This is a genomic window from Hymenobacter swuensis DY53, assembly GCF_000576555.1.
Lineage (GTDB): Bacteria > Bacteroidota > Bacteroidia > Cytophagales > Hymenobacteraceae > Hymenobacter > Hymenobacter swuensis.
In genome coordinates, this window is the sequence record NZ_CP007144.1 from 165,428 (window position 1) to 180,138 (window position 14,711).

Annotated in this window: 14 protein-coding genes and 2 pseudogenes; 4 read left to right on the forward strand and 12 right to left on the reverse strand. The window is 64.0% G+C overall.

The window, feature by feature from the left end:
• Positions 1-122 precede the first annotated feature (122 nt).
• The 6 genes from HSW_RS01005 to HSW_RS01030 all read right to left on the reverse strand — a co-directional run bounded on the left by HSW_RS01005 (position 123) and on the right by HSW_RS01030 (position 4,505).
• A complete protein-coding gene (locus tag HSW_RS01005) occupies positions 123-581 on the reverse strand; it encodes a DinB family protein (protein ID WP_044000412.1) in 459 nt (152 codons plus the stop codon).
• On the reverse strand, positions 571-1,386 hold the full coding sequence (locus HSW_RS01010) for a PhzF family phenazine biosynthesis protein (protein ID WP_044000413.1): 816 nt from the start codon (positions 1,384-1,386) through the stop codon (positions 571-573). Before HSW_RS01010 ends, HSW_RS01005 begins: the two co-directional genes overlap by 11 nt.
• A gap of 399 nt (positions 1,387-1,785) precedes the next feature.
• Positions 1,786-2,199 carry a S41 family peptidase gene (locus tag HSW_RS24670; RefSeq protein WP_052345965.1) on the reverse strand — a complete coding sequence of 138 codons (414 nt, stop codon included), beginning with the start codon at positions 2,197-2,199 and terminating at the stop codon, positions 1,786-1,788.
• A 61-nt stretch (positions 2,200-2,260) separates the two neighbouring features.
• Positions 2,261-2,611 carry a nuclear transport factor 2 family protein gene (locus HSW_RS01020; RefSeq protein WP_044000414.1) on the reverse strand — a complete coding sequence of 117 codons (351 nt, stop codon included), beginning with the start codon at positions 2,609-2,611 and terminating at the stop codon, positions 2,261-2,263.
• A 278-nt stretch (positions 2,612-2,889) separates the two neighbouring features.
• Positions 2,890-3,405, reverse strand: coding sequence for a hypothetical protein (locus HSW_RS01025; protein ID WP_044000415.1), 516 nt, complete (start codon positions 3,403-3,405; stop codon positions 2,890-2,892).
• Positions 3,402-4,505 (reverse strand): hypothetical protein, encoded by a 1,104-nt coding sequence (locus HSW_RS01030; protein ID WP_155832755.1) that lies wholly within the window; start codon positions 4,503-4,505, stop codon positions 3,402-3,404. The genes HSW_RS01025 and HSW_RS01030 overlap by 4 nt, the downstream gene beginning before the upstream one ends.
• Before the next feature lie 283 nt (positions 4,506-4,788).
• On the opposite strand from HSW_RS01030, the pseudogene HSW_RS23330 reads away from it, so the two are divergent.
• Positions 4,789-5,251, forward strand: a pseudogene (locus tag HSW_RS23330) (mechanosensitive ion channel domain-containing protein); the annotation flags it as partial.
• On the opposite strand, the gene HSW_RS01040 reads toward HSW_RS23330, so the two are convergent.
• From HSW_RS01040 to HSW_RS22315, 4 genes are read right to left on the reverse strand one after another with little or no spacing between them, the layout of a single operon-like run.
• Positions 5,243-6,571: a DUF2254 domain-containing protein gene (locus HSW_RS01040; RefSeq protein ID WP_044000521.1), complete on the reverse strand. Its 1,329-nt coding sequence runs from the start codon at positions 6,569-6,571 to the stop codon at positions 5,243-5,245. The pseudogene HSW_RS23330 and the gene HSW_RS01040 sit on opposite strands and share 9 nt — an antisense overlap.
• 12 nt (positions 6,572-6,583) lie before the next feature.
• Positions 6,584-7,855 carry a cation:proton antiporter gene (locus HSW_RS01045; RefSeq protein ID WP_044000417.1) on the reverse strand — a complete coding sequence of 424 codons (1,272 nt, stop codon included), beginning with the start codon at positions 7,853-7,855 and terminating at the stop codon, positions 6,584-6,586.
• 40 nt (positions 7,856-7,895) lie between these two features.
• On the reverse strand, positions 7,896-9,311 hold the full coding sequence (locus HSW_RS01050; RefSeq protein WP_052345968.1) for a DUF389 domain-containing protein: 1,416 nt from the start codon (positions 9,309-9,311) through the stop codon (positions 7,896-7,898).
• Positions 9,312-9,360: 49 nt separating this feature from the next.
• On the reverse strand, positions 9,361-10,383 hold the full coding sequence (locus HSW_RS22315; protein ID WP_231501279.1) for a Na+/H+ antiporter NhaA: 1,023 nt from the start codon (positions 10,381-10,383) through the stop codon (positions 9,361-9,363).
• Positions 10,384-10,393: 10 nt separating this feature from the next.
• Here HSW_RS22315 and HSW_RS24675 point away from each other — a divergent pair, with 10 nt between their 5' ends.
• Complete coding sequence (locus HSW_RS24675) at positions 10,394-10,687, forward strand: recombinase family protein (protein ID WP_155832756.1); 294 nt, start codon at positions 10,394-10,396, stop codon at positions 10,685-10,687.
• A 349-nt stretch (positions 10,688-11,036) separates the two neighbouring features.
• On the opposite strand, the gene HSW_RS01060 is transcribed toward HSW_RS24675, so the two are convergent.
• Together HSW_RS01060 and HSW_RS24490 are read right to left on the reverse strand one after the other, a co-directional pair.
• Complete coding sequence (locus tag HSW_RS01060; protein ID WP_197031860.1) at positions 11,037-13,322, reverse strand: S41 family peptidase; 2,286 nt, start codon at positions 13,320-13,322, stop codon at positions 11,037-11,039.
• A 336-nt stretch (positions 13,323-13,658) separates the two neighbouring features.
• Positions 13,659-13,799, reverse strand: a complete 141-nt coding sequence (locus HSW_RS24490) for a hypothetical protein (RefSeq protein ID WP_197031865.1) — start codon at positions 13,797-13,799, stop codon at positions 13,659-13,661.
• On the opposite strand from HSW_RS24490, the pseudogene HSW_RS24680 reads away from it, so the two are divergent.
• Positions 13,798-13,875, forward strand: a pseudogene (locus tag HSW_RS24680) (DNA/RNA non-specific endonuclease); the annotation flags it as partial. The gene HSW_RS24490 and the pseudogene HSW_RS24680 sit on opposite strands and share 2 nt — an antisense overlap.
• A 158-nt stretch (positions 13,876-14,033) precedes the next feature.
• Positions 14,034-14,519, forward strand: a complete 486-nt coding sequence (locus tag HSW_RS24685) for a T9SS type B sorting domain-containing protein (RefSeq protein WP_231501280.1) — start codon at positions 14,034-14,036, stop codon at positions 14,517-14,519.
• The last annotated feature ends 192 nt before the right edge of the window (positions 14,520-14,711 follow it).

Below are 14,711 nucleotides of genomic sequence, written 5' to 3' on the forward strand. Positions count from 1 at the left end.
GCCAACCGGCCCGCGCTGCCGGGTAGCTACTTTCCCAAACGGGTTATACCAGCGCAGGCGTGGAAGGCCAGGCAAACAAGCCAGTGGTACTAACCCCGGTGGGTGTGCCCCTGGTGCCGCGTTCATTGGTCAGAAACGTGGTCGAGCAGACGGCGGTGATAGTTGATTTGGCCCAGGTGGTAGGTTAGGTGCGTGGCCAAGTGGATGAGCAGGTACTCGGTAGAGGTCTTGTGCTCGAGTACCAGCAGGGGGTATTCTGCCGGCAAGGAGGCCGCCGGCAGGCTGGCCAGGGTGGCGGTAACCATCTCGCTTGTCTGATCGATGCGCAGCAGCAGCTCTGCCCGGGGCACGTGACGCAGCGAAAACTCCAACTCCCGCTCCCGCACGTAGCCGGTGCGACCGAGCTGCTGGCCGATGTAGGTGTTCAGGTTACCCAACAGGTGCAGGCACAGGTTGCCCGCGGAATTAGGGATGGCTCCGGCAGTCAGCCACAGCCGGTGCTCCTGGTTATAGAGTTCAATCTCCCGGCGCAGGCGCGCCAAATCCCGGCGGAACAAAGCAATCAAGGTTTCAGTGCTCATGCGGCTCCAAGTAAAATGTACCGGCCAGGACAAGTACGGCCTCCCCGTAAATATGCACGCCGTCAGCCAGCAGCTCGGTACGCATATGGCCGGTGCGCAGGGACGACTGGAAAGCCCGCAGGTGAGGCTTTCCCAGCTTATCGGCCCAATACTTGGTCAAAAAGGTATGCACCCCGCCCGTGACCGGGTCTTCGTTGGTACCGGCCCAGGGCCAGAAGTAACGGTAGTGAAAGTCGTACGCGGGCGTGTCGCCCGGAGCCGTGACCAATACGCCGTTGATACCGTCGTAGGCGCGGAGTAACGCTTCAAAGTCCGGTTGCAGCTCAGCCAAGGCTGCGGCGCTGGCGATTTCGAGGAGGATGATTTTGTTGCGCTGGCTGTAGCGGGCAGCAAGGCATGTGGCGAGTCCCAGCGCTTGCAGCACCGCCGCGGGCACCGGTAATGCTTCAGTTGGGTAGACTGGAAAGCGCATACGGATGCTGTCTTCTGCCTGCTCGCACGGCAGTTCTATGCCGGCGTGGTTAACAAACAGCGCCTGCCGCCGGCCGGTCGTTTCAAACAGGACTTTCGCCGCCGCCAGGGTAGCGTGCCCGCACAGGGGAATTTCCTGCTTGGGCGTGAAGAATCGGATACGATAGCCGGACCCGGTAGCAGCGGGACGGAGGAAAGCGGTTTCGGAAAAGCCAATCTCCCGGGCAACCTGCTGCATGGTAGCCGCGCTCAGCTCATGCGCGGGCAGGCAGACGGCGGCCGGATTCCCTGCGAACCGCGTGGTGGTGAAGGAGTCGACGAAGTAGGTCTGCATAAAGCAACGCGGCCGCCAGTGGATGTTTCGGTAAAAAAGTGCTCCTGCCCCGCGCCCCTCCGGGGCCCGGGATGAATACTTAACGCGGGTACGCGGTTGGTGTGCGCGGTGGCGTCGAAGATAATACATCCGGGCCGGGAAGGATAAAATATGAAACCAGCCCTGGGAAGACGCTTGGCCTTGGTTGAAAATTTGGTACAAAGGGTAAACGAACGGTCACTCGGGAGGGAGTGTCAACGCGTCCAGCTACGATGAGGTAGAAGCCGGCAAAGTGCGCCTTGCCGGCCCCGCCAGTTGGTGGCCGTTAGGCCGGTGGAAACGGGGCCCGAAAGTGGAACCTACCGCATCCTGCTGGCCTCCCCTTGTTGACCCGTTCGGCCCGCTCCTCGAGGCTGCCACTTAGTTCTTCGCTTGGTATTCTTCTCTAATCCAGCGAGTGGCTCGCGGCACTACTTCGGCTGGCTTGAGCGGCTCGTCGGGGGCGATGGAGTGGCCATACCGTACCAGGCGGCGGTCAGCGAACACGGCAGTTGTCAGCAGGAGAACGGACCCATCGGACAAGTCAAAGCGGCTTCTGCCGGTCGATACCCCGCACGTGCCCGCCCCAAAGCTTCTCGTGTGCTTTCGGGCTTTGAAGGCGACCGCAACGGCCTCGCCCGAGCTGGCCGTTAGGGTATCGGTCAGCACGGCCACTACCGGATCGCCCCCCTCACCGCGACCGAGCTGCGCGAGCGGTTCCGCTTTCTGGTCTCGATCCAGGTGCAGGAAGGCGGCACTACCAAGTACCGCCCTAATTGGGTGGCTACCCACCACGAACGGCCCGCGCAGCGGTTCACGTGTGAATGACAGCTCAACGCCCGCTCGTTAGCGGGGATTACCCTTGCTCGATGTCCAGTTGCTGCAGCAAACCCTCCCGGATGGTGTACAGGTGCTTTACCGGGCCCTCGAAAAGCAGGTTTCCCTGTTTATCCCGTACGACTTGGTGCACGGCTACCTCCAGGCGACCGTCGGCCAGCTCGCGTATGCGCGTTGGCTCGACGTGTGGATCCAGCTCCTGCCACTGGCGCTGCCAGTATTGTCGCACCTCTTCGTGGCCCGTGGCGTAATCGCCTTCCCAGGCCCTGGACCAGCGCACCTGCGGATGGAGCGTGGCCAGGACCGCCGGCAGGTTGCGCGCGTTGAATGCCGCGTACGCTGCGGTAATGAGGTCTTCATTAGGGTTCATGGGGTGAGGGAGTTAGGTGTCGTAGTTTATTGGATTCGGTGCAAGTAGCACCAGTTGCTGACAAAGGTGGTAAGCGCAGGAGTCGATAGGTTGGGGTAGACAGCCGGCGAAACCCTGCCTGGCTCAGTAGCAACCCGGGTAAAATATTCCCTCCTTCAGGTCGGAGGGCAGCTAGCCCGGACCAGCCAGTAGGTTCGCCGGCCGGGGGGGGTACGGGGCGGTTTGGGGGCGCACGCAGAGTCAGGGGGGGAGGGCACTGCGGATCGGATGGAGGTAGGTTAGGGCGCAGTCGGCGGTTGTGACCGAATCGTTGCGCAAGCCAAAGCCTCCCGCTGCCACCAGCGTAGCACGACCAGGTCGGTAGGCCGGCCCACCTGCGCTTTCTGCCGCAGGATGGCCGCGGGTGTCAGCAGCGGCAGCCCGTGGTGCCACTGGCATTCGGCCCGGAAGTCCGGCCAGCTCAGAAAGTCGTTTTCGTAGGCACAGTCCAGCACAGCCCCGGCCCGCCGGGCCCGCAGGTAGTATTTGCCCGTCAGGTCAGCCGCTCGCAGTGGCAGCACGAGGGGCTGCTCCCAGAGCGTGACGTGCCAGCCATCGGCTTGTAGCAAAGTCGTCAGGTGGCTGAGTGCCATGGGGTCGGGCGGCAGCAGCAGGTCACAGTCGGCTACCAGGTGGCGGGGCAGGGTGGGGCACTGCTGGCGCAGGGCAAAGGTACCCAGTACGCCAAACGGTACGCCAGCCGCTACCAGCTGGTGCAGCGTGCGCCGATACAACCGCTCGTGGGCCGCCGTCATAGCCGTGCCGGGACGGGAGCGGCCACCCGGCTCAGCACCCGGCTGTCGGGGTCCCAGTCGCCGGAAAGGGTGCCGTCGGAGTGCAGAATCAGCTTCTGCAGCACGCCGCTTGCGTTGGCAGCCTGCAGGGCCGGGTAGCTGGAGGTTTCAAAAATGACCTCGGTGTCCTGCCAGCGGTAGTGCTCATTGTAATAGTAGTAACCGAAGGTGCTGCCCGCGTACTGCCAGCCGGAGCGTGGCGTTTCCAGGGTGGGCACAACGGCCGCCAGCAGCGGCTCGATGGGCACGCGTTGCGCCTCAATCCACTCGGTGAAGACATTGGGCAGGTAGCTGCCCTCCAGCCGGCTGAGCTCCCGGAACACCACCTGCCGCACGCCCAGCCCGGCGGCCCAGGTCAGGTAGCGCTCCACGTCGGGCAGGGTCGCGATGCCCAGTTGGGTGAGGATGCAGGAATTCTTGACGGGCAGGTGCTGATGAAGCCAGCGCACGGTGCTGGCGTACACGGCGTTGTGGCGCATGGGCTGGTTACGGTTGAAGCGCATAATCTGCTGGTTCACCGCCTCGTCGTCGTGGCAGCGCGAGAGCTCCAGGCGGTCCAGGCCAAAGTCCTGCAGGCCCAGACCCAGGTCGGGGCTATTCACGAAGCCGCTGCCGTTGGTGTAGAGTACTTTCTCGTCGAATATCCCGCCCTCGTGTTCCACCTGGGTGAGGCAGGCCAGCAGCTCACGCAGCCACTGCGGCTCGGCCGTGGCTTCGAGGCCCGACAAGCTCAGGCCCAGCGGCCAGCCCTGAAACGGGTGTAGCACCGTCCGCAGGCGGTCGAAGTAAGCCGGGTAGTCGTCAATCAGGCGCCGGGCCGTGAGCTGGTGTCCATCGTAGCGCTGCAGCTCCTCGGAGCAAAACGCGCAGTGGGCTGTGCAGCGCACCGCGTTGGCAAAGGGCGTAAAGGTGAGGCCCGGCCGCAGCCACCACTCCTGCCCGAAGGCGGGCATCAGCACCGGCGCCACCGGCTCATACAGCCGCCACGCCTGCTGCCGGAAATTCATTAGCTCGGCCGACGAAGCCGCTACCCGAAACTGGTTTCGTTGAGATAAAGCCATGCACAATCGTGGTTAAGCCGGGCCTGAAAACAGGCCAAGGTACGTGGTTTGCCCAATTGCCGGCCGTCGCTACAGCTGCTGGCCAGCCTGTGCTTTCTTCCTGTTTGTGCTGGAACGCGTTAGCGTGATAGCAAGGGGACCTCTCAGAAAACGGAATATATAGCACGTTAAGGAGTCTGACCGATCTGCTACAAAGCTTAATAAACGACGCGGTCAGGCGGGCGGCTAGCCGTCGCTGGTCGCCCCCACTATTGCCGAGTACTTCGTTTCGCCTATACTACGTTTCAGATTGGGGACCAGATTAAGTATTAAGGACTTTGAGGGCACGGTAGAGGACATTCAAACCCGGGCCACGGCCATTAAAACCTACGATGGCCGCCGCGTCATCATTCCCAACGCGGAGCTGTTCACCAACGTCGTGACCGTAAATACGGCCTACGACAAGCGCCGTCTGCAGTACGACGTGGGAATCGGCTACGGCGACGACATTTCCCGGGCCCGCTGGTGGGTGAACCCGCCGCGCCAGGCCGACGTGCTCGATGCCCAGGACCGACAAGCTTTCCGAAAACGGCATCGACCTGCCTTTTCCGACCCGGCAAATCCTGTTTCACGACCAGACCGAAGCCACCGACGGCCACCGCCGCCAGCAGCGCGAAGGCTGGCCCGCCGGCCCGGACGACGTGCCCCTGGCCCGCACCGCTGCCCTCACTAGGCCGCCCGCCGCTCCTGGTGCTTCGCTAAGCTAGCTGCGGAAGCAGCTGCGCCAGCCGCTCGCGCACCTGGTCTTTTTCGTAGGCGGTGGCCAGGGTACGCTGGGCGGCTTCGCCCACCAGCTCGGCTTGCTGACGCAGGGCCAGCCGGCGCTCCGGCAGCTGGGTGCGCTGCCCCACGGTGGCCAGCGACTTGAGCAGGCGCAGGTACACACCCACGTTGCCGTCGGCGCTGCTGCGAATCTGGTCGAAGGCGCTGGCAGCAAACTGCCCGAACGTGGGGCGCACGGCCACCACCCGCACTTGGTCCTCGTCGTCGGCGGCGCGCAAGGGGCCGGGCAGACGACGGCTGGCCAACAGGGCCAGCAGCGCCCCCAGGTGGTCGATGCAGATAATGGCCGTGGTGGTGTCGTTGATGCCGGGCGAGAGGGCCTTGAGGGCAATGTCTACTATCTGGCGCAGGCCAAAGCCCGCGTCCTGCTCGATGGTGCGCTGGCCGCCGCAGCCAAACAGGTCATTCACCTGAATCGTCAGGTCCGCCGGCTGGGCTACCGGCCGGCCTTCGTAGCTGGCCACCGCCGCCAGCACCTCGCCCCGCGCCACAAACCCGCCGATGCCGTGCTCCAGGCGCACCACGCCCCGCAGCGTGCAGGCCAGGGCAAGCACGCCGTCCTCGTCAATGCTTTGCACGTAGCCGGTGGCGGTGGCGCGCACCGGGTGCCAGGTTAGCTGGTCGGCCTGCCGGAGCAGGTGTTGCGTTTCGGCCGCACTGGCCTGCTCGCCCAGCTCGTCGGGAAAGAGGCGCGCAATGGCGGCTTCCGTTTCGGTGGCCGCATTGCCCACGATGGTGGCCGCCTGCAGGGAGGAGGCCATGTGGTGAATAAAGAAAATCAGCACCCCGATGCTCAGCAGGGCCAGCATCAGCCCCATGCCCACGGCCAGGGAGGGAATAAACCGGCCCTCGTCGCCGCCCCGGATAGTGCGCAGCACAATGAGGCAATAGGCGAAAATGCTCACGAAAAAGCCCAGCACCACTTGGTTGGTCCGGTCGCGCATGAAGTTGCGCAGTACCCGCGAAGTGTACTGGCTCGATACCTGGGCCAGGGTGCTCAACGTCAGCGAGAAAATCAGGCCCGCCACCGTTATCATCGACCCCGCAATGGCCGTGAGCATCCCGCGCGCGCCATCGGCCCCGGCCCCGAACAGCAAAAGGTAGTTGCGCAGGCCGTCCAGGTTCAGACGGGGCTCGATAATTACCAGCCCGAAGGCCAGCAGCAGCGCGCCGGCCACCATCAGCGTGGGCACGAACCAGAGGCTCGCGTTCAGGTTTTGCCACAGGGCGCGAAGTCGGTTCATGAGCATAAAGGGCTAATGGGCGGTATTACTGTCTTCGGCCGGCCCCGTGCTCAGGCCCAGCTTTTTCACCAGCGGCCCGATGCTCAGGCCCTGCACGATGATGCTGAAAATCACCACCACGTAGGTCACGCCCACCAGCAGGTCGCGGGGCATGGACTGGGGCAGCGACAACGCCAGGGCCACCGAGATGCCGCCCCGCAGCCCGCCCCAGGTCAGCACCCGCAGCGTCTGGCGGTCGAAGGGGTAGAAGCGCTGGAGCAGCACCAGCGGCACGCCCACCGACACCCAACGGGCTACCAGCACCAGCCCGATGGTCACCACTCCCACCAGCAGCGTGGTGCGGCTGATGTCGAGAATGAGCATTTCCAACCCGATGAGCACGAACAGCACGGCGTTGAGAATCTCGTCCAGAATCTCCCAGAACTTGTCGAGGTACTCGCGCGTGATGTCCGACATGCCCAGGCTCCGGCCCTTGCTGCCCACAATCAGGCCCGCCACTACAATAGCCAGCGGCCCCGAGGTGTGCAGGCGGGTGGCCAGGGCCGTGCCGCCCATCACCAGGGCCAGCGTAATCATCACTTCCACCTGGTAGTTGTCGATGGTGCGCAGGGCCCAGTAGGCCGCGTAGCCCAGCACCGCGCCCAGTATGATGCCGCCCACCGCCTCCACCAGAAACAGGTGCCCAATCACGCCCGGCGTGGCCTTTTCGGCCCCGAACTGCGCAATCTGGAACAGGCTGATGAACACCACCACGGCAATGCCGTCGTTGAAGAGCGACTCGCCCACGATGCGGATTTCCAGGCTCTTGTCGATGCGCGCCTCCTTGAGAATGCCCAGCACGGCAATGGGGTCGGTGGGCGAGATGAGCACCCCGAACAGCAGACAGTAGATGTAGTCGATTTGCTGCCCGAACAGCGGCAGCAGGTAGTAAAAGGCCGTGCCAATCAGAAAGGTGGAGAGCAGAATGCCCAACGTGGCCATGACCCCGATGGCCAGGCCCTGCCGGCCCAGCGCCCCCACGTCCACGTGCAGCGCCCCGGCAAAGAGCAGGAAGCTCAGCATAATGTCCATGAGCACGGCGTGAAAGTCGATGCTGCGCACCAAGTGGCCGGCCTGCACCACCCAGTCCACGCCCAGCTTGCCCAGCCCAATGGCCCCCAGCGAGGAAACCAGCGCCAAAATCATCAGCCCGATGACGCCCGGCAACTTCAGGAAGCGGTGGTTAAGGTAGCCAAACACGGCGGCTACCACGAGAAGCAGGGCCAGGGTATTATATAATTGCATGGGTCAGGTAACGGAAGGTGAATCAGAGATTTAACCCGCATTAGCGGCGGCCTGCCCGCTGCTGACGCGGGGGCACGGGCCGGGCCGGCGGCGCGTCCTGCGCGGCCGGCTCCAGCAGCAGGCGCACGGGCTGGCGGCCGGCGCGGGCGGCGAGCCACTGCGTGAGGCGCTGCGCTTCGGTGGCGGGCAGCGGGCGGGCGGTGCGCACTGCCACCACCACGGTCGTGTCGGCCCTAAGCGAGTCGGCGGCGGGTTGCACGAGGCGGCTCAGGCCGAGCTGGCGCACGGTGGGGTGCTCGGCCTGCACCTCGCGCAGCAGGGTTTCGGGAGCGGGCAGGCCGGTGTGGTCGGCGGCTTGCTGCGCCAGCAGCTGCTGCAGCTGGGCCAGGCGGGTGTCATAGCCGGCCATTGTTTGCTCGTTACGGCTGCGCAGGTCCTCCAGCAGGCTGGTGCGCAGGGCGCGGGCATCGGCCGAATCGAGCTGGGCCAGGCCCTGGCGCACGGTGAGCTGGGCGCGCGGCAGGCGGTACGCCGCCAGCCGGGCCCGGATGCCGCGCAGCTGCGCGGGCGTAAGCAGCCGGCCCGTCAGCAGCACGTTGATAGTACGCTTGTCGGCCTCGATACGGCGCGTCACCACGTAGGCCCCCGGTAAGTTCAGCTCCTCGTCTACGAAGCGCTGGGCATTGTGCTCGAAGGTGGTGCGCTGCACGATGCGGGCGGCCAAATACACGCTGGGCACCGCCGTGAGCACGGCCACCGCCCAGAACAGGAGCTTGGCCCGCCGGGCCTGCCGCCGGTTCTCGAATGCGTGCTGCGGCAGCGGCAGGATACGGGCCACCAAAAACATGGCCAGGCTGATGAAGGCCGCATTGAGGCAGAACAGGTACAACGCCCCGGCCATGAACGCCCAATGCGCCGTGGCCAGTCCGTAGCCCGCCGTGCACAGCGGCGGCATCAGGGCCGTGGCTATGGATACGCCCGGCACTACGTTGCTCACCTCACGCCGGGTAAAGCCGATGGCCCCGGCCGCTCCGCCAAACAGGGCAATGGCCACGTCCCAGGTGGTGGGCTGGGTGCGGGCCAGCAGTTCGGAGCCGGCGTCGGTGAGGGGCGTGAAGCTGAAATACAGGGCCGACACCAGCACGCTCAGGCCCGCCGCGATGCTCAGATTTTTTAGTCCCCGCCGCACCATGTCCACGTCCGAAGTAGCCGCCCCGAAGCCCACGCCCACAATGGGTCCCATGAGTGGCGAGATGAGCATGGCCCCGATAATGACGGCCGTGGAATTGACGTTCAGCCCCACCGATGCTACCAGAATGGCAAAGAACAGCACCCACAGGTTGGTGCCCTTGAAGGCAATGCCCGCTTCTACGTCGGCCACAATTTCGGCCGGGTCGGCCATGTCGTGGGCCAGGTCGAAGCGGGCCCGCAGCCAGCGCAGAAAAGGGACATTCATACAAACAGGTTAGAGGTGGGCAATGTGTGGGGAAACCGGCCACGACTACCTAGCCGGCTTCCAGCCACGCAGTGGCAGCGGCAATATCGTCGAAGAGGGCCACCTGGGCGTAGCGGCGCAGGGCCTGCACCACGTCATCGGTGTGCAGGCGGCGCTGCGGGTCGGAGCTGGGCAGGGCGGCGTAGCGCACGCGCGGCACCTCCTCGGTGGTGTGCGGAAACCAGTCGGTGAGCAGCCAGGTGCGGTCGGCGGCCTCAAAAGCGGCCGGCATGGCCCGGTGGTCGGCCAGAATGCGGCGCAAGTTGTAGCGCAGCAGCAGGTTGCGGGCGTGCACGTATAGGGCGCGTAGTTCCGTGCTGCTTACCGGCTCACCGGTCCAGTGCAGGTATACGAAGGAGCCGGGTACGTACAGAACGGAGCCGACGGCGTTAGAAAAGTAGTGTTTCGTGTCTTCTAGCATGAATGTGAATAGGCCCGGGACAACTCTTACTGGATGCAATAAGATGCGTGGCAACAGGCAAAAGCCCGGGAGGAAACCTAACCAGGCGCTAACGGATGCGGGCGCACAAAGGACGGGATTTGCCGCCCACGGCCGCGCACCCCGGCCGGCGCTAGGCCAGCGGCGGGGCGGGTGCGGTGCGCAGCAGCCCATACCCCCCCGCGCGCCCGCCGTGAGCGAAGCCAGCAAAATAGCCAGCTTGGCCACATCGGTGCTCACCGAATGCTCGCCCACCGCCAGCAGCGTCACGAAGATGGACATGGTAAAGCCGATGCCGCCCAGCATACCGGCCCCCCACAGCTGCCGCCACGAGATGCCAGGCGGCAGCGTGGCCTCGCCCAAGCGCACCGTGAGCCAGCTGAGCGCCCCAATGCCCACAGGCTTGCCGAGGACCAACCCCGCCAGAATGCCCGACCCCAGCGGCGAAAGCAGCCTACGTACGGCCGCCGGCTTAATCACTAGGCTAGTGTTGGCGAAAGCAAACAAAGGCATGATGCCGAAGCTCACCACCGAGTGCAACTGCTGCTCCAGCCCCTGCGCGGGCGAACTGCTGCGCAGGTAGAGGAACTCCAATTCCTCGCTGATGAGGCGTGCGGTTGCCTCGTTGGCCGAATTCGAGCGGAAGCTCATCCGGGAACGGACCCACGCCGGCTTAGCGGCCACGCGGGTGTTAAGCCGCGTTGGGGAAGGACTATCCGAAGAAGCCGAGCGCACGGCCACCGTGGCCGAAACCTTCTGCCAAGGAGCAGCAACTGGGGTTAACGAAATTGCCCAGGGCCTGCGCATCTGCAAAGTTACCCTGTATCCATACCTGCGCCACCGAGGCGTCGTCATCCACAGTCATCGAAAAACCACCGTAGTGAAGTCGACTACTTGAGTCTTGTACCCTACTCGTTGGTCAAGTGCCGTAACGAGCTATGTATTCCGTTTTCTGAGAAGACCCCTAGCAACAGCTTTTTAGAACCGCTGCCGGCCTGGTGTCCACCAGCCGGGAGTATCGAACTGCTCGGGCGGAGTCGCTTTTCAAGCCTGCCTTGTGGTCCTTGCCGTAGCCACTTTATTGGAGGGAAAGTTCAAGCGCAGGCGGCTGCCCGGAAGGGCGCAACACTACTGGCATTCCAGCTGGCGACAATGCCTCTCGTCATGCTACTATGCTGGCGTTTCTGGCCGAAAGAAGTTAGCCTGGCATTCATTGCGTTCTTCCCGTGGCTGCGGCTGCCCTTGTGCTACTTACGTGTGCTTGCGTAGCGTAAGGCGCGGGCCAGGACTTCGTCTTGGCCGCGGCGAATTCCCCGGATAGTGGGCCGAACAAGGACTGTCGGCTGAAGTCCCGTCTGCTGCAGTTGACGGCCATCGGCGTGGCGCACGTCGTGGCCACTGAAAGACAGGCGAATACCCCCAGGAATGAAAAAATTGGTTACGTCCCCGTTCGCCCCGGCCGTAGGACTGCCGATGAAGGTAGTGCCGTTAGCCGCTTCGAAGAACAGGCCGGAGTGCTCGGCTTGGCTTTGGGTGCGTTCGTCAATCAGCATGAGCGTTTTACCCCGATACACCGGCTGGCCGGTGTTAGGGGGCAGCAGTTGCTCAAAAAAGTATTTCTGCGTGGCATGGTCGCTGTCGCCGGTAGCCATGTCGGGCTCGTTGGGCGCGTAGCGGAAAAACTTTGCCCCGACCACGTTCTTCCGGTCGGTCAGGTACGGCGCAATGGCCCAGGCGGTACCATTGGGGTAGCTGCGCATATCGAAAATTATCGCCTTGGTGGCGTTGAAAGCGGCGAACATGGCCGCTACATCCTTGGTCTGGAGCCGGCCCATGTCGGCGTAGCCGATGTTGCCGGGCAGGAGCCGGAATACGGCAGTGGTATCGGGTGGGGGAGTAAGCTGGCTGCCGGGCAGGGCGGTGAGCGTTACGGTCCGCTCGCGGTTATCGGCCCCGCGTAATCCGATGCGGATCGGTGTGCCAACCGGTGCGCGCAGTAGCCGCCAGCGCAGGTAGTTAAGCCGTGTCCATTCGTTTGAGGCGGGCTGAATGGCCGCCAGACGGGCAATTCGCGCCGCCACCTGCTCGCCGTTTATTTCGGTAATAATATCGCCCACCTGCAGGTCCTTCACCTGCTGGGCGGCCCCAAAAATCCGGGTAATGACCGGCTTGTTTTCAATAAAACGAACATCGACCGGTACGCTGCCCTGGCCCACGTAGCGGACTACGGCAGGTGCCGCAATGGCCCCGTGTCCGTCCTGGAGGTGGCGGTAAAAACGTGCCACCGCCAAGGCGTACCCAGCTGAGTCGGATGCGGATGCCAGCTCTCCCAAGGAAGTGCGTAAAGCAGTATCCCAGCTAGTGGGCATGAGGTCCTTGTAGGCGTGGAAATAATGAATCACGGACCATATTTTAGCGCCGGCCAGCAGACGGTAGCCCAGCGCCGGGTAGGTAGCCGTGGGGTAGGTAGCGGGTGGGGGCGGGGGCGGCAGCGCCGCCGATCGGCTCGTCACCGGGCGCGCTGCTGCCGGGACGCGCAGCTGAGCCAGCACGTAGGCAGCGGCAGCTTCGCGCCGGGTGCCGGCCGGCAGCAGCGAAACGCCGCTCAGACCGAGGCTGCCGTCAGCGCCCAGTAGTTCCGCCGTGCGGAAATCAACGACAATGGTCGGGCTGAAGGAGAAGGCAACCGGGCGCACTACCTGGGCGTCGGAGAGCGGTTCGCTGCTATACAGGCGCACGTGCGGGTGATTGCCCAGGGCCAGCAGGCCGGCGGTAAGCACCGCATTTTTGTTGACCAGGATAGCTAACGGGCGGTTGCGGGCAGCTTGGCGCGGCGCGGTGGTTTCGCCGGCCCGGATGTAAAAGCCCGACCAGTAGCCGCCGCTGGTGCTGCCTTCTTCGGGCGCGAAGCCACTGTGGTTGCGCAGGCGGGTGGCGGCCGTGATGAGCGGCTGGGTGGAAAGCAGCCGCAACAGGCCCACGTAATTCATACCGTAGGAGAAGCCGCCGACTTGTTCGTCCGTGAGGGGACGACTGCCGCGCAGGTCAAGCAGCACGGCGCGGGCCCGGGGCAGCCGCTGGGTAAAGGCCCCTACCTTCTCAATCATGCCTTCATAATCCTCCGCGCCGGTGTACCCGTTGGTCTGCAGCACGAGTACGCTGTCCGGGGCAAAGTACACGCGCACCGAATCGGCGGCGGCGGCCGGCGCTGCCTTTGACCGCGGCGCAACCAGGCGCGCGGTAGTAGCATCGTCGCGCAGCACGGCCAGCAGCTGGCCGATGGCGGCTACCGTTTCGGGGTCGGTCTGAGCCTGGGCCACCAAAGGGGCTGCCTGCGCAAAGGCCGAGTCCCAGTTGATGCGCTTGTATCCCAGGTACGGATGGAAAAACTTGATATGGCCGTACAGCTCCGAGAGCTTAGCTACCCGCTCGAGCTGGGCGGGTGAATAAGTTGGGGACTGGGCGCACGCAGTCGCCCAAGGCCAGCAGCACAAGAGAAGTAACAGGTACCAGGTATACTGTAAGGTTCGCATATGTTTTGCACTAGTCAGATGGATCACGCTAAGCCTCAGTGCCGCGCGCATAAAGTGAGGTACTGGGGCCGAAGATACGCACCGTACTTACCCGGGCGCCTGGGCTTGACAGCCAGGCAGGAGCTAATTTCAGCCAGCAGCACTACCACAAGCGCGCCAAAGCAGCGGGGCCACCCCGGCGGCATGCTGCGGGAGCAGACGGTGGCCTGGCAATACTGCTCCGGCGGTAAGGAAAACAACGGCAGCGCCAGTGCTCACGTCTCCTCACGTCTCCTGTGGGACGGGGGCACTGGCGCTGCTGCACCGCACGCAGGGGCCAAAGTGCCTGCTACGCTGCTATTTGGCGGATCTTCTGGCGGGGTCATCTGCCGTGGCGGCGACATTTGCCTCGGTGTTCTGGCCCGCCGTAAGCAGCCACTTGCCTTGGTGCTTGACCAGCACCAACACCGTGCCCGACAACTCGGCCACGTTCTTCATGACCAACCTGGTGCCCCAGGCTCCCCGCAACAACCAGCAGACCTGGGCCAACCGGGAAGACTATTCCCGCTCGTTCCTAGCCATCGGCAACGAAGTCTACATTATCTGCGGCTCCTACGGCCGCGGCGGTACCGGCTCCAATGTGCTGATTCCGTTCTCACCGTCAGCCAGTCAGGTACTTACTCCGTGCTGGTTACGTATGGCGGAGGCTGTCAGCAGTCTGCCCGCCACCTTGTGCGTCTTCTGCCCACTCTTCCGACCCTGTCGTTGGGCGCCGATACTACTGCGTGTGCCGGCGCCGATGTGCTGCTTCGGCCCTCATTCCCAGCCCGGTTGCTGGCTGCTCCCGTTACGTACCACTGGTCAACGGGTGCTACCACCCCAACGCTACGCGTGCAGCAGGCCGGTACGTACTCCCTGCAGGTGATTACCCGTTGCGGGGTGCAGACCGCCAGCCGACAGGTGACTTTTACTCCCTGCCTAACCGTCCCAAACATCATCACGCCTAACGCCGATGGCTACAATGACGAGTTTAAAGTTGACGGACTACAGGGGGCCTGGACGCTTTGCCTGTTCAACCGTTGGGGCCGGAAGGTGTACGAGACGGCCACATATCGCAACGATTGGGGGCGGGAGGCTGCGCCAGGGGTATATTACTATCAACTTTCTCAACCAGCCGCCGGTGCCGTCTATCGGGGATGGCTCACGGTTATTCGTTAGGTCCAGCCCTGATGGCGAAGTACTGTCCTATAGCTGCCGGCCACACTGCCCGCCGGACCTGCCTGCTGCGCGCCACGGCCCCCGGCCAGACGCCGCTGCATACCCGCTTGGTGCTGGTGCGGTAGGCAATTCCCCTCTTTTCCCCGGGCCTTTACCACAACGGCCACCCGATTCGGGTGGCCGTTGTTCGTT